This is a genomic window from Klebsiella sp. GFKo11 (genome assembly GCF_056490265.1).
The window spans coordinates 4,716,674-4,731,963 of record NZ_CM151369.1; the positions used below are offsets into that span (position 1 = coordinate 4,716,674).

10 protein-coding genes are annotated in these 15,290 nt (G+C 51.6%); 7 read left to right on the plus strand and 3 right to left on the minus strand.

What is annotated here, in order from left to right; genetic code table 11:
* Positions 1 to 46: 46 nt before the first annotated feature.
* The 3 genes from cadA to cadC form a co-directional block, all read right to left on the minus strand.
* A complete protein-coding gene (gene cadA / locus AC07P6_RS22765; RefSeq protein ID WP_110273155.1) occupies positions 47 to 2,194 on the minus strand; it encodes a lysine decarboxylase CadA in 2,148 nt (715 codons plus the stop codon).
* A gap of 81 nt (positions 2,195 to 2,275) precedes the next feature.
* The gene (gene cadB, locus AC07P6_RS22770) at positions 2,276 to 3,613 is read right to left on the minus strand and encodes a cadaverine/lysine antiporter (RefSeq protein WP_110273154.1); all 1,338 of its coding nucleotides are present in this window, start codon (positions 3,611 to 3,613) and stop codon (positions 2,276 to 2,278) included.
* Between the two features lie 365 nt (positions 3,614 to 3,978).
* Entirely contained in the window at positions 3,979 to 5,511 is a 1,533-nt protein-coding gene (cadC, locus tag AC07P6_RS22775) for a lysine decarboxylation/transport transcriptional activator CadC (RefSeq protein WP_478314792.1), read from the minus strand.
* 651 nt (positions 5,512 to 6,162) lie between these two features.
* Here cadC and AC07P6_RS22780 point away from each other — a divergent pair.
* The 7 genes from AC07P6_RS22780 (at position 6,163) to AC07P6_RS22810 (ending at position 15,261) form a co-directional block, all read left to right on the plus strand.
* Positions 6,163 to 6,213 carry a hypothetical protein gene (locus tag AC07P6_RS22780; protein WP_434664192.1) on the plus strand — a complete coding sequence of 17 codons (51 nt, stop codon included), beginning with the start codon at positions 6,163 to 6,165 and terminating at the stop codon, positions 6,211 to 6,213.
* A 285-nt stretch (positions 6,214 to 6,498) separates the two neighbouring features.
* Positions 6,499 to 8,667, plus strand: coding sequence for an ornithine decarboxylase SpeF (speF, locus tag AC07P6_RS22785; RefSeq protein WP_478314793.1), 2,169 nt, complete (start codon positions 6,499 to 6,501; stop codon positions 8,665 to 8,667).
* A gap of 245 nt (positions 8,668 to 8,912) precedes the next feature.
* The gene (gene potE / locus AC07P6_RS22790) at positions 8,913 to 10,226 is read left to right on the plus strand and encodes a putrescine-ornithine antiporter (protein ID WP_478314794.1); all 1,314 of its coding nucleotides are present in this window, start codon (positions 8,913 to 8,915) and stop codon (positions 10,224 to 10,226) included.
* Between the two features lie 51 nt (positions 10,227 to 10,277).
* Positions 10,278 to 10,610 carry a hypothetical protein gene (locus AC07P6_RS22795; RefSeq protein ID WP_304256753.1) on the plus strand — a complete coding sequence of 111 codons (333 nt, stop codon included), beginning with the start codon at positions 10,278 to 10,280 and terminating at the stop codon, positions 10,608 to 10,610.
* A gap of 172 nt (positions 10,611 to 10,782) precedes the next feature.
* Entirely contained in the window at positions 10,783 to 11,649 is an 867-nt protein-coding gene (locus AC07P6_RS22800) for a GNAT family N-acetyltransferase (protein ID WP_434664194.1), read from the plus strand.
* 265 nt (positions 11,650 to 11,914) lie between these two features.
* Positions 11,915 to 14,026: a TonB-dependent receptor gene (locus AC07P6_RS22805; RefSeq protein ID WP_434659906.1), complete on the plus strand. Its 2,112-nt coding sequence runs from the start codon at positions 11,915 to 11,917 to the stop codon at positions 14,024 to 14,026.
* Between the two features lie 26 nt (positions 14,027 to 14,052).
* Complete coding sequence (locus AC07P6_RS22810) at positions 14,053 to 15,261, plus strand: YncE family protein (RefSeq protein ID WP_478314795.1); 1,209 nt, start codon at positions 14,053 to 14,055, stop codon at positions 15,259 to 15,261.
* Positions 15,262 to 15,290 lie beyond the last annotated feature (29 nt).

Below are 15,290 nucleotides of genomic sequence, written 5' to 3' on the forward strand. Positions count from 1 at the left end.
GCGTGAAAAAAGGGAAGTGGCAAGCCACTTCCCTGTTGTGCATCGATTATTTATTGTTTTCGTCTTTCAGCACTTTAACGGTGTAACGACCATCAGCCTGGCGATAGGCACCGTGGATATCGGTTTCGAAGCCCGGATAGTGAGCGCCGATTTCGCACAGCATCTGCAGGAACTCCAGCACCGGACGGCTCTCTTCGGTGATCATCTCACCCGGCATCACCAGCGGAACTCCCGGAGGATACGGCAGGATCATATTGGCGTTAACGCGACCGACCATCTCTTCGAGATAAACCTCTTCAGTCTGACCGTGCAGCTCTTTTTGGAACGCAGCGTATGGCGTGATCATCATCGCTGGCAGCACTTCGAATGCGCGGAACATCAGGTCCGGCAGGTTGTGATGCTCAACCAGTTTGTGAATGTTCTGCGCCAGTTCCTGGACACGCATGTTTTCATAGAACTCAGGATCTTCACGGTACAGCGACGGCAGCATGTTTTTCACCCGCAGGTTCAGGTCGAACGCGCGTTTGAAGTCGGTCAGCGCGCGCAGCAGGCTGAGCGCTTTGGTTTTGTCGATACCGATGCTGAACAGGAACAGCAGGTTGTACGGACCGGTTTTTTCGACCACGATACCGTGTTCGTCGAGGTATTTCGCCACGATGCTAGCCGGAATACCGAACTCATCCATGGTGCCGTCTTTCTTCATCCCCGGGGTCAGCAGCGTGACTTTGATCGGGTCGAGGTACATGTGTTCGTTGTCGATGTTTTTGAAACCGTGCCATGCGCTGTCGGAGCGCAGCGGCCAGCATTCAGCACCATCGATATGTTCCGGCTGCCAGACGTCGAAGAACCACCCTTCAGACTCGCCTTTCAGACGTTTAATCTCTTTACGGAACTTGATAGAACGCTCGATAGAACCGTCGATCAGGCGCTTACCGGCGTTGCCTTTCATCATTGCCGCTGCAGTTTCGGTAGAAGCCACCACGCCGTAGTGCGGAGAGGTGGTGGTATGCATCATGTAGGCTTCGTTAAAGGTTTCTTCGTTAACGTCGCCTTTAATGTGGATCATCGAAGCCTGGGAGAACGCCGCCAGCAGTTTGTGCGTGGACTGGGTTTCGTAAATCACTTTTCCTTCAACGCGACCGCCGCTCATCCCGCATTTACCGGCGTAAATCGGTGAGAAGTTGGTGTAAGGCACCCATGCTGAGTCAAAGTGGATGGATTTCACATCCAGGGTTTTCTTGATGAAGTCGGTGTTGTACAGCAAACCATCATAGGTGGAGTTGGTGATTACCGCATGCACCGGCCAGGTGGCGTTCGGGGTCTCTTTCACGCGTTTGGCGATAGTCGCATGCTGGAATTCGCTCTGCGGGATACCGCCGAGGATGCCGTAAGCGTTACGCGTCGGACGGAAGTAGATTGGCGTAATGTCGCTCATCATCATCAGATGGGTCAGCGATTTGTGGCAGTTACGGTCAATCAGTACGGTGCTACCTGCCGGCGCGGAGTACATCCCGACGATTTTGTTCGCGGTTGAGGTCCCGTTGGTCACCATATAGCTACGTTCAGCATTGAAGACGCGAGCGATGTACTCTTCCGCTTCTTTGTGCGGGCCGCTGTGATCGAGCAGAGAACCCAGTTCAGAAACCGAAATCGAGACATCGGATTTCATGGTGTTGGAGCCAAAGAAATCATAGAAGATGCTGCCGACCGGGCTTTTCTGGAACGCGGTACCGCCCATGTGGCCTGGAGTACAGAAAGTGTATTTGCCTTCACGCACATATTTGAACAGCGCTTTGGTCAGCGGCGGCAGAATGGTGTCGATATATTCGTCAGTGTTCTGTTTGATTTTGTCGGCGATATCATTCGCCGCGCCCAGCGCATACTCGAAGAAGCGAACCTGCATACGCAGATCGTTGAGGCTTACGTCCAGAGTGGAGTAAGTGTTAGCGAAGGCGTACAACGGCATGTATTCGTTCAGTTTGCTGATTTCTTCGCACAGTTCGAGATTGTATTTATCCCAGTCGAAGATAACGCCGCACAGACGCGCATTGTTTTCGATAAGTTTTAATAAGTCGTCACGGTCGTTCGGGTAGACAATACGGAAGTCCAGACGTTCGAGGGCGCGATGCAGTTCACGGATGGGCTCTTCTTTGAAGTAAACACCCATGTGATTCATGATTGCGATAACGTTCATAGTCAAATCTCCAGATAAAGAAAGCCCCTCCCGCCACGTCGTGACAGGTGATGGAAGGAGCCTCAGGAATAGGGTTACTGATTAATGTGCGTTGGCGGTGTTGTTATCAGCGGAATCGTTGTTGCTCTGGCGCTGGTGCATTTTGCGACCGTAGAACATCAGGATAATCAGGCTGACGATAAAGGTACCGGCCAGTTCGAAGGAGCTTGCACCCATCAGGGCGATGAAGCAGAACCCGCAGCCAAGGACTGAACAAATCAGGCTGACGAGGTTACGAATGTTGATGCCTTCGAAGCGAATCAGGTCAACGCAGGAGTAGAAGTAAGGCAGCATGGTCAGCAGAACCGCGATACCGGTCAGCTCACCGAACAGGTCGGACGCTTTACCACCGCTGGAGTTCATCAGGGTGATGAGCACCATCAGAACGGTCATTTTCACTGCGGCCAGCAGCAGGCCTTTTTTCGGGTTACCGTTTTTATCCAGTTCACCGTAGATTTTCGGGAAGTTGCCATCGTTAGCCGCACGTACACCGGCCTGGCCGACCAGCATCATCCAGGAACCGAGAGAAGTCAGACACGCAAAGGCGGTGAAAGCGGAAACCAGCGGAGCAGCCCAGCCACCGAGGATAGTCGAAGCACTCACGGCAAACGGCGCACCGGAAGCGGCCATTTCAGAGGCAGGGTACATACCGGCGATAACCTGAGTGGCGGCGATATAAACGATACCTGCCAGCGCGGTTCCCAGCATGGTGGCCAGCGGAACGGTACGTTTCGGGTTTTTCACCATCCCGGTGCTCACGGCAGCGGATTCAACACCCACGAAGGCCCACAGGCAGAGCAGGATACTTTTGATAACCGCGTGGCTATCTGTCGTAGTAGAGGTATTCCAGTTCGCCTGATAGGTGGCAACGTCAAACCAGTGCCAACCAATAACCGCCGTCATAACTACCGGAATAAGTACCAGTACCAAACCAATTGTCGTCAGGCGGCTCACCCAGGTCCCACCGAGCATATTCACAAAGGTAAATATCCACACAATGGCAATACAGGCGATACCGGCGGGAATTGGGTTATTCAGTACCGGGAAGAATGTAGAGAGATAAGATACGGCGGTAATACCGATTGCCAGATTACCGATCCAGTTTGCGTGATAATAAAGGACGCCGGTTTGAAAGCCGAATGCCGGAGATATTTCACCCGCATAGGCAATTGGACCGCCCTGCTGCGGGTTTTTGGTCGCCAGTCGGGCATATACATAAGCCAGAGACATTGCGCCAATAATAGATATCACCCAACCCCAGATGGCGATAGAACCGATACTCGCCAGGTTCGCAGGTAATAGTGCAATACCGCTCCCCATCATATTACCGGCGACGACGCCGGTACAGGCAAATAGCCCGATCTTCTTGGCAGAACTCATGTTTGCTTTTCTCCTAAGTTTATTTGGGAGGTACAGATCATGATGATGAACCTTTTATTGACCCGACCAACTGCCAACAAGATTACGGATTAGTACGAGATAAGTCCTAAAGATAAAGTGAAATAACGACAAACATCAGACAAATGACATTTTGACCTTTTTCGCGCAACATATCAGGATGACAAGTTGATATCAAAAAAAGATAAACATTGAATATTTACAGTAAGTTAGGTAGACATTCTCGTGTTGAAATTGTGTTGCAAGCCGGCTGAAAATTGCTATAGATATATAACAACAGAGATGCTCATGAGAAACATAAAATTAACCTCACCATACTTAAAACCACGAGTATGGTGAGGGTTTACTTATTCTGAAGAGAGGAAGTTATCGAGATAGGGAACAACGCGGGTCACTGAGGTCTGAAATACCGCATTTTCAATCCAGTAAAACGTATTCTCACCTGGACGCAAATTGAACGCAGTGAGATAAGCATCAGCCGCTTCCCGGTTCTGGCCTTTCATTTCGTAGACCTTACCGAGCAGCACATAGTTCATCCACGACATTTCCAGGTCAATGCCGGTATTAATGGCATTGTAGGCTTCATCCACCTTGCCTTTGCCCAGCATATCGACGGTTTTAATTTGATAGAATACTGCCATATCTTTAATCCCGGGCATATTACCCACTCGGGTTATTTCGCTATAAAGATCGGCCAGTTGTTTTTCATCCAGCGGCTGCTGCGAATGGCGTAATACATCTACCAGTGCTTTTTCCGCATAAGCATAAGTAAAGTCCGGAGACTGTTTATTAACGTCCTCCAGCAGAATGCTGGCCTTACCGAGGGAATCAACATCGCCGTACATTAATAGCTGATGGGCCTGATAGAAATGCGTGAGCGCCATACTTTGCGAGGGTTGATATTGCTTGAGCATCTCCTGCATTCGCGCTGGCCACGGTTGTTTCAGCGCCTCCGACAGGCTGCTCAGCAGGTCGTTTTGAATCGACAGCTGGTTGTCGTTAGTGACGAAGTAGCGCTTATCCATCATCGTTGAGCCGTCGGCGTTATCCACCACTTTGACAGACATAAAGCACTGCTGAGCGCGATAGTGGCGCTGGTTGACAAACTCAATGGTCAGCGTTTTTCCGGAACTGCTCGGCTCATTAATGTTGTAGTTGGTTTTATCGTGCACCATAAAGGTGGAGAAGGTGTTTAGCGAGGTGGTGATCAAGCTCCCTAAGCCAATGGCGTAGGAGTGTTGTGATGCCCAGTTGTTGCAGGTATTACCATTGATCAGATGAATATCAACATCGCGCGGGTTAAGCAGCAACCGCGTTTTAGTCACCGGGGGACGCGACTCAAGGGTCGATAGCGCCACCAACGCCACGCAGCTGCCGAGGGCCAGCAGGAAGAGCCCCCAGACGATAAAGGTGCTAATCCGCTTACGTTTTTCAGGTTTTGCGGGCGGCGCAATCTCCGGCGTAACCGTATCCGGTTGTGGAGAGTGCGTCGGCGTTTCCGATATCGCCATCGCGGTTTCAGCAGGGAGCTCCGGCGTCAGCTCCTCCCCCTCTTCCGCACACCAGATAACCGGCACCGTCAGCTTATAACCACGTTTCGGTACGGTAGCAATGTATTCAAGGCTGCTATCGTCGCCATCTTTTAGCGATTTACGTAACTCGGAAATGCTTTGCGTCACGACGTGACTGGTAACAACGTTACGGGTCCAGACGTTGTCGATAAGCTCATCCCTGCTGAGCACTTCACCAGGGTGACGGGCAAAGAAAACCAGAAGATCGATTAAGCGCGGTTCGAGAGTAAGCTGACGCCCTTTGCGGCTAATTTGGTTAACAGAAGGAGTAACCAGCCATTCTCCAACGCGAACAACAGGTTGTTGCATAAAAAAAAGCCCCAGGACGAAAAGGGAAAGGCGCGATGATAACACATTTGTCTTATCTATTTATGCCGGAACGTTTAAGCCGAGCCGCAGTGGCAATAAACCTAAAGCAAACTGTCGACATAGAGTAAATGTAGCAGACCTGGTTTTCTGTTTGCCTTTCGCGCAGATATCGTCTGCACATAATCAATAACAAAATGCCAACCAGCCATTATCGAAAAAATAGTTGAAGTAGATCACATAAACAAAACCGAAGCCGTTTTTTTTTGCGTATTTTTATGCACGGTGCTGCATAAACATGGGTGATTTTTCTTTTCTTCTGCCCAGGCCGCCGTTAAAAGTGTTTCATCCGATGACGGGGTTTTATCCCTAATGCTTAGGCGGGATAATAACATCGCCCCTGTACCGCACACTTAATAAGGTTTTTGTATGTGCAAATATTTATATTTATTTCAGAACGACTTCACTTTGATTCATGCAATAAACCCTGCATAACATCTATTTTGATTATTCGTGCGCCGTTTTTTTATTGATTAAAATCAATAAACCCTGGAACTATTAGAATCAGAATGCACGCAAATCTTCTTTGAGCCGATAAATATGGAAAACAATAGCCGAGCATGGCCACATATTAGACGCATCACGCATATCATGATGGTATGCCAACGTAGCTGCTTTGATTTTCATATCTTCAATTCTAAATAACCCTTCTTTTATGGTGTGAACTGGACATCTGCTCCGTCGCACGCTGCTTTCTTTATTCTTACTATACAAACAGTTATCAGAATAGAAAATGCACCTCGCTGCACCCTTTGCGTGATGTTTTTTCAGCGTAGCCAGGATCTTTCAATATCCTGAGCCATTCTGCTGTGCTTATTTTTGTATCGAAAAAATAAAGTAGCCCAATAAAAAATGATTCCGTTATTCCCTTTTCCGGCGACCAATAAGCCGGAGGCACCTTTTTATCTAAAATACTGATTGAGATTGTTTATGAACCCGTTTAATAACAAAATCGCCGTTAGCCCCGCTATGACATCCTGCTTTGCCAGCCGCAGAGAAACCTGCGATGTTCGCAGTACGGATTTTACCGACGTCTCCGCCGTGGTTCTCTCGGTTGCCGATGCCACCAACGGCATTCTGAAAACCATCGAAGGCACGGGTTTTGGCCTGCCGGTGTTCGTCGCCGTGTGCTGTGAAGATACGTTACCGGCAGATATCCTGCCCCGCGTGACCGGCGTTTTTGAACTTTGTGACGACAATGCGGAATATTACGGTAAACAGCTGGATGCCGCCGCCGATCGTTATGAAAGCGAAATGCTGCCGCCGTTTTTTAGCCGCATGGTCGATTATGTCGGTAAAGGCTACGCCGCATTTGACTGCCCGGGGCACCAGGGCGGGCAGTTCTATCGCCGCCACCCTGCTGGTCGCCAGTTTTTCGACTGGTTTGGCGAAACGCTTTTCCGCTCCGATTTATGTAACGCCGACGTCGCTCTGGGCGATCTGCTGATTCACGAAGGTGCCGCCTGCGCAGCTCAGCAGCATGCGGCAAAAGTCTTTAACGCCGACAAAACCTACTTCGTCCTTAACGGGACTTCTTCCTCAAACAAAGTGGTCCTGAATGCACTGCTGGCGCAGGGTGATCTGGTGCTGTTTGACCGTAATAACCACAAGTCAAACCACCACGGTGCGCTGCTGCAGGCAGGCGCGACGCCGGTTTATCTGGAAACGGCCCGTAACCCGTTTGGCTTTATCGGCGGTATCGATTCCCACTGCTTTGAAGAAAAATATCTGCGTAAATTAGTCGAAGAAGTGGCTCCTGAGCGTAAAAACACTCAGCGTCCGTTCCGCCTGGCGATTATTCAGCTGGGGACTTATGACGGCACGATTTACAACGCTCGCCAGGTGGTCGATAAAATCGGTCATCTGTGCGACTACATCCTGTTTGACTCGGCGTGGGTGGGTTACGAACAGTTTATTCCGATGATGAAAGAGTGCTCCCCGCTGCTGCTGGAGCTGAACGAAAACGATCCGGGCATTCTGGTCACTCAGTCGGTGCACAAACAGCAGGCCGGTTTCTCTCAGACGTCGCAGATTCACAAAAAAGACAGTCATATCAAAGGCCAGCCTCGCTACGTTAGCCATAAACGTATGAATAACGCCTTTATGATGCACGCCTCCACCAGCCCGTTCTATCCGCTGTTCGCCGCGCTGGACGTCAACGCCAAAATGCACTCCGGCGAGAGCGGTAAGCGCCTGTGGCTGGATTGCGTGAAGTTTGGTATCGAAGCCCGCAAGCTGATTCTGGAACTGTGCCAGCACATCCGTCCGTTTGTGCCGCCGATGGTTGAGGGTAAAAAATGGCAGGATTATGATACTGAAGTCATGACCAATGACGTCCGCTTCTTTAACTTTATCCCGGGCCAGCGCTGGCATGCCTTTGACGGTTACGCCGAAGATCAATATTTCGTCGATCCTTGCAAGCTGATGCTGACGACGCCGGGTATTAATGCAGAAACCGGGGAATATGAATCCTTCGGCGTTCCGGCAACCATTCTGGCGAACTTCCTGCGTGAAAACGGCATTGTTCCGGAAAAATGCGACCTGAACTCGATTCTGTTCCTGCTTACTCCAGCAGAAGACATGGCTAAAATGCGTCATCTGGTGGCGCAGATTGCCCGCTTTGAGCGTTTGCTGGAAGAAGATGCACCGCTGTCTGAGGTTTTACCCGCGCTGTATGCGAACTATGAAGAGCGCTATCGCGGCTATACTTTACGCCAGTTATGCCAGGAAATGCATGACCTCTACGTCAGCTACGATGTGAAACAGCTGCAAAAAGAGATGTTCCGTAAAGATTATTTCCCACGCGTGGCGATGAACCCGCAGCAGGCCAATATGGAATTTGTTCGCGGCAACGTTGAGCTGGTCGCGCTAAAAGATATTGAAGGCCAAATTGCGGCTGAAGGCGCACTTCCTTACCCGCCGGGCGTATTGTGCGTAGTGCCTGGCGAAATTTGGGGCGGCGCGGTTCAACGTTATTTCCTCGCGCTGGAAGAGGGTATTAATCTGCTGCCTGGCTTCGCCCCTGAATTACAGGGCGTTTATATTCAGGAAGATGCCGACGGCCGCAAACGCGCTTATGGGCATGTTATCAAGCGTTAATATCCAATAAACATCAATAATTAATCTATTGCCGTCGTGATATTTCAGTCCGTCGGCAATAGCTGCCCGTACAACATATTTAGAATATATACCCTAAATAATTCGAGTTGCTTAAAGGCGGCAAGGGAGTGAGTCCCCAGGAGCATAGATAACTATGTGACTGGGGGGGAATGAGCGTAGCCAACACATAAGCAACTTGAAGTATGACGGGTATATCACTGTACCGATAATGAGGTTATAGGATTATGAGTACGTCAAAAAATAAAATGGGCGTGGTTCAGCTCACTATTCTGACCGCCGTCAATATGATGGGGTCAGGGATTATTATGCTGCCAACGAAACTGGCGGAAGTCGGCACGATTTCTATCGTGTCATGGTTGGTGACGGCCGTCGGTTCAATGGCGCTGGCTTATGCCTTCGCCAAATGCGGCATGTTCAGCCGTAAAGCGGGAGGCATGGGCGGATACGCGGAATACTCCTTCGGTAAATCCGGTAACTTTATGGCCAACTACACCTACGGCGTCTCGCTGCTGATCGCCAACGTCGCGATTGCAATTTCCGCCGTCGGCTACGGTACCGAGCTGATGGGAGTGAACCTCTCACCCTTTGCGATTTGCCTGGCGACGATCGCCGTGCTGTGGATTTGCACCGTGGCTAACTTTGGCGGCGCGAAGATCACCGGTCAGATCAGCGGCGTCACCGTATGGGGCGTGATTATCCCGGTTGTCGGCCTGTCCGTTATCGGCTGGTACTGGTTTAGCCCGGAAATGTATGTTGCTTCCTGGAACCCACATCATATCCCGACCTTCGGCGCGGTTGGTTCTTCTATCGCCATGACGTTGTGGGCGTTCCTTGGCCTGGAATCCGCCTGTGCGAATACCGATGTCGTGGAAAACCCTGAGCGTAACGTTCCTATCGCGGTTCTCGGCGGCACCCTCGGCGCAGCCGTTATCTATATTGTTTCCACCAACGTGATTGCCGGTATCGTGCCGAACCTGGACCTGGCGAACTCCAGCGCGCCGTTTGGCCTGGCGTTTGCTCATATGTTCAATCCGACCGTGGGTAAAGTCATCATGGCATTGATGGTGATGTCCTGCTGCGGCTCTCTGCTGGGCTGGCAGTTCACCATTGCCCAGGTATTTAAGTCCTCTTCTGATGCGGGTTATTTCCCGAAAGTGTTCTCCAAAGTGACCCGAACCGAAGCGCCGGTGAAAGGCATGCTGGTTATCGTGGTGATTCAGACCGTGCTGTCGCTGATGACCATTAGCCCGTCGTTAAATAAGCAGTTTAACGTGCTGGTAGACCTGGCCGTGGTGACCAATATTATCCCGTATATTCTTTCCATGGCCGCGCTGGTGATTATTCAGAAAGTCGCGAAAGTCGAGCCTGGCAAAGCGCGCATTGCGAATATTATTGCCTTTATCGGCGCACTTTACAGTTTTTACGCCCTGTACTCTTCCGGTGATGAAGCGATGATGTACGGCGCGATCGTCACCTTTATTGGCTGGACCCTGTACGGCTTTATTTCGCCGAAATTTGAAATGAACAACGCAGCTTAATTCACTTTCGCCGGGGGATGCCCCGGCCCACGCATTTTTTAGGATTAAGATATGGCTCTATGGCAGGCAACGTTTATTTTTGAAAAACGCGAATACGATGATGAGTTCTATGCGCTGGATAAGCAAATTGAGCAGGCGACGCTGCAATCAACAGGCTATCTGGGAATGGAGAGTTTTCGCAGCGCCGATGGTAAACGCCTGATCAATAACTATTACTGGTCAGAGAGAGAAGGAATGGACGCGAGCATTAACGACACTCACCATTTGCAGGCCAAACAGAAAAGCGCCCAGTGGATCGCCGGGTATCAGGTAATTATCGCGCAAATTGAATCAACTCATAACCACCAGCTTGAGCACCCGCTGCAATCCTTTTCCCATCGTTAACTGGCGGTTGGCGATTCATCGGCAAATTTGTGACCGGGGCAAGGGTTAGGCATGACAACCATCGCCCATTCCCCGGAATATGCTACTTTTAGGACGCCTGACAGAGATCGGGCCGCCGAACAGAGGGCCGGAACATTAGCGCCTCACCCGTAGCGTAAAAGGAATGCCGATGATGACCTACAAATTAGTTACGCAGATTGTGCACAATGACGTCTTAAGAAATAGCTTTATTGACCTGGCGATAAAAACGTTCGATCTCTCCTTTAAAGAGTGGTATCGCAAGGGATACTGGAGCGACGCCTATATTCCTTATGCTTTGGTGAGCAACAATAAAGTGATTGCCAACGCCTCCGCCAACATTATTGACCTGGTCTGGCAAGGTGAACCCCGGCGCTATATTCAAATCGGTACCGTGATGACCGATGTCGATCACCGCAATAAGGGGTTGGCCGGGCAGTTGGTTAATCAGATTCTGCGCGACTGGCAGGATAAAGCTGAGGCATTTTTCCTGTTCGCCAACCCGACAACCGTGGATTTTTATCCAAAATTTGGCTTCGAGCGCACCGACGAACACCAATATATTATGCCGGTGATGCCCGCTGCAGGCGATTTTCGCAAGCTGGATATGGACCAACCGGAAGACGTGGCGCTATTGCAGCAGTACTATCAAAAATCGAATCCGTTTTCACAACTGCGGATAGAGGATAACTTCGGTTTATTGATGTTCTACTGCTCCGCCTTTATGAAGCACTTTGTCTATTACTCAGAGAAAAATCAGGCCATCGCCATTGCGATGCAAAACGGCCCGGCGCTGATCTGCTTTGATATTTTCTGCGATGGCGGACGCTCTCTTTCGACCATTATTAATCAGCTTGCCGACAAAAATACCTACCAAGCGATTCTCGGCTTTACGCCGAAAGAGAACCGGGTTGGCGAATACGAAACAATTGAGGGAGAAGATATTTTGTTTATCTACGGACAAAAAGAAAATATCTTCAAAGAGAATAAACTGATGTTCCCGCTGTTATCCCACGCCTGAATCTGAGCAGCAGCCGTATCCCGATGGCTGCTGCACTTCACTTCTCAGCCTCTGCAGCCTGCTGTTTTCTTCCGACCAGCTACAAAATATAGCGACTGGTATATGATAATGAAAATCGTTATCATCAGAAACAAATAATTACATCTGGCATTAGATTTTAATTAAAACGCTTTAAAAAGAGCCAGAACACGCTAATAACGGTACACCGTCCGTTAGCCGTGAGCACTGTCATCAATTTACCTTATGGATAAAGGAGAGATGACACATGGGCACGCATACCGCCGCTCAACAATACGCTTTAACCGACCAGCCGGAACTGGCTGAGTCAGAATACTTTTCAGGGATCCCCGCCCTTCTCGTCGGCCTGTGCTGCCTGCTTCCGCTCAGCGCAATTGCAGCAGAAGCCGAAGAGCAGGAGAAGAAACGCGCAGATAGCAGCTATCAGGATCAGGAGTTAATGATCGTCACTGGCGAGAAAACCGCCCGCTCGTTGCTCGATACCGGCTCAAGCGTTGAAGTGTTCGATAGTCGACGCATCGACAGCATGCCGGGAGCCGAAACGGTTTCTGACCTGATGCGCATGACCGCTAACACCGTCGATATCGGCATCGGTAACGATCTGCCCACCGTGCGCGGGGTGGATGGTTCCGGGCCCAGCACCGGGGCCGGAGCGTTTCTTAGCGGTACCCGCCCGCGCCTGGGGCTTTCTCTCGATGGCCGTTCCCTGACCTATAACGAGCAGGCTTACGGCCCGCAATCGCTGTGGGATATGGAGCGTGTGGAGATTTTCCGTGGGCCACAAAGCTATATTCAGGGACGCAATGCCATCGCGGGGGCTATCGTGATGACCTCGAAAGACCCGGATTTTGGTTGGGAGAGCGCATTCAAAGGCGGTGCGGGTAATCAGCATTCTTCTCAGCTTGCGGCGATGGTCAACGCCCCGCTGATTGAAGAACAGCTGGCCTTGCGCGCCAGCGTCGATCGCCAGCGGCGGCGCAGCGATATCGATTTACCGGCTTACGATCCGGTTGGCGACCCGAGCGAGGTACAAACCACTAACGCCCGTGCCAAGCTGCTGTTTAACCCGGCGGGCCTGCGCAATCTCACTACCAAGCTCACCTTCAATCACTCTGATAGCGGAGCGCCGCAAAACGAAAGTCTTAACCCAATGCCGCACCCAACCAACCCCCGCCACGACTGGCGACGGGCGGTGTTTAAAAGCAACGTCAATAGCGGTATCTGGGATCTTGCCTGGGAAGGCGATGACGGCCTGCGGCTGGAAAACCGCTTTATTTACACCGGATTCCACATTAACCGCTACGTCGCCGACGGCCTGCCAAAAGCCAAAATTGACGGCAGCGAACTCCATGTCGAACCCGTCGTGCACTTCGGCAATAGCGACAGCCGCCTACGGGGATTTGCCGGATTACGCTATTTCGACGCCTCGCAGGATGAGTCGGTCTATATCTTTGGCGGTTCCACCTTTACCGATGACACCCGCACCAGTTCCGCCTACGGCGAGCTAACCTGGGCGGTCACGCCGCAAGTGGATATTACTACCTCCACCCGCTTTGAGCGCGAACACCGCAAACGTCTCGGCGGCAGCCAAAGCGTGCGCATTGATTTTGACGAAACCTATAACGTCTTTTTACCGAAACTGGACGTCGCCTGGAAACCGGAGGCCAATCAGACCTGGGGGGCACGCGTCGCGCGCGGCTATAACGCCGGGGGCGCGGGGATCACGCTGAGCGCACCGATCACCAGCTACACCTATGACTCGGAATACGTCTGGAACTATGAGCTTTATACCCGCCACGCCCTGAACGATGGCAACGTAGTCTTAACTGGCAACCTTTTCTACAACGACTACAAGGACATGCAGCTCCCCTATTATCTTGCCGCCAACTCTACGGTAATCCGTAATGCCGATAAGGTTGAAACCTGGGGTGCAGAGATGGGAGCCACCTGGACACCGCGTTGGGATCTGGAGCTTTCCGGCAATATCGGTTTACTGAAAACCAAAATTGCCGAATTCCCCGGCAGCGGCGTTGAAGGTCACGAGCTGGCCCGCGCTCCTGCGTATACCGCCAACGTCGGCGCCGCCTGGCAGGTTGCCAGCGGCTGGGAGCTGAGCGGCAACGTCGCCTTCTCCGACTCCTACTACTCCGCCTACGACAACGACTCACGCGGTCGCATTGGCTCCTACTGGTCAGCAAACGCCCAGCTGGCTTACACCTTTATGTACGGTCGGGCGACGTTGTTCGCGCAAAACCTGTTTGATTCCGATCGCAAGGTGATGGTCAGCGGCAACGATGTCTATACCGCCATTCAGCAGCGCTCACGCCTGATTGGTGCCGCCGTGGAATTACGCTTTTAACGAACACCTAAATTGGAGATAACAGGATGTCTGGGATCCACTTTCGTTTATTTACCGCCTTGCTGATGGCAACGGCGACATTCGCTCAGGCGCAGGAGACGCTTATCAAGCCGGAGGATATTCATCGCGCCGCCGTCGCGCCAGCGGTGGTTGAGCTGGCCTGGAGCGCAAAACAACATGCGCTTTTTGTCAGCTCTCCGGACTGGAAAGATGAGAAAAAATCGACCGTCTTGCGCCTTGACCCGCAAACCCTGGCAAAGCAGGCTACCATCCCGATGGATGTCAAAGGCTTTGGGGTCGCGTTGGATGACGAGCATAACCGCCTGTATCTGACTGAAGGCTTCAACGGCAGCGTAGGGATAGTCGATACCGCCGCCAACCGCAGCCTCGGGTCGATAAAATTACAAGATGAGGTCAATATCGAATCCGCCTGGCGTAAAGCGGGCATGAGCGGCGAGCGCCTCGATTTTATGCTCGCCGAGCTTAAACGTTTCAAAATCAGCGAAGGCCATCTGTATAAAGTCCGCGAGGCGCGATTCGATGCACAAACCGGACGCCTGTTCCTGCCGGGCCTCGGCTACGGCGTGGATAGCGTACTGTTCGTCGTCGATACCCGCAGCGGCAAGCTGGAGAAAACGCTTCCCGGCTTCGGTTTCTATGCTGTCGGTATCGCGCTGGATGAAAAAGGACGCCGTGTGTTCGTCTCGAACATGCAGGGTCAGTTGATGACCGTCAATGCCGATACTCTGGAGATCGCTGGCAAGCGCGAGATCCAGGCCGATCAGCTACTGAACCTGGTATATGACCGGAAAAACGATCGGATTCTCGGCGTTGACCAGGGGATCGATCGCGATAAATACCGTAACTATCACCTGAAAGAGGCGTATACCCGCCGCAGCAGCGGGCATCGCCTGTTCGCCCTGAACGCGCAGGACGGCAAACTACTGACCAGCGTCGAGACCCAGGAAGTGCCGATTTCCCTGCTGCTTGATGAAGAGAAAGAACGGGTTTATGTGACCAATCGCGGCGGCGTGCGGGTGGAAAAAGGCGCGGGCTCGCTTTCCGTCTTTGATAGTAAAACGCTGGCTCATCTGCAAACCCTTCCGCTGCTTCCACACCCAAACAGCCTGGCGCTGGATAGCAAAGCGCGCGCGCTGTTTGTCACCGTGAAAAACGACGGTGCGGCAGCAAAAGCCAATACCGAAGAAAGCGTAGTACGAATTCCGCTGCGTTGATGTTTGATTGTGGCCCGGCTTTCTGTCGG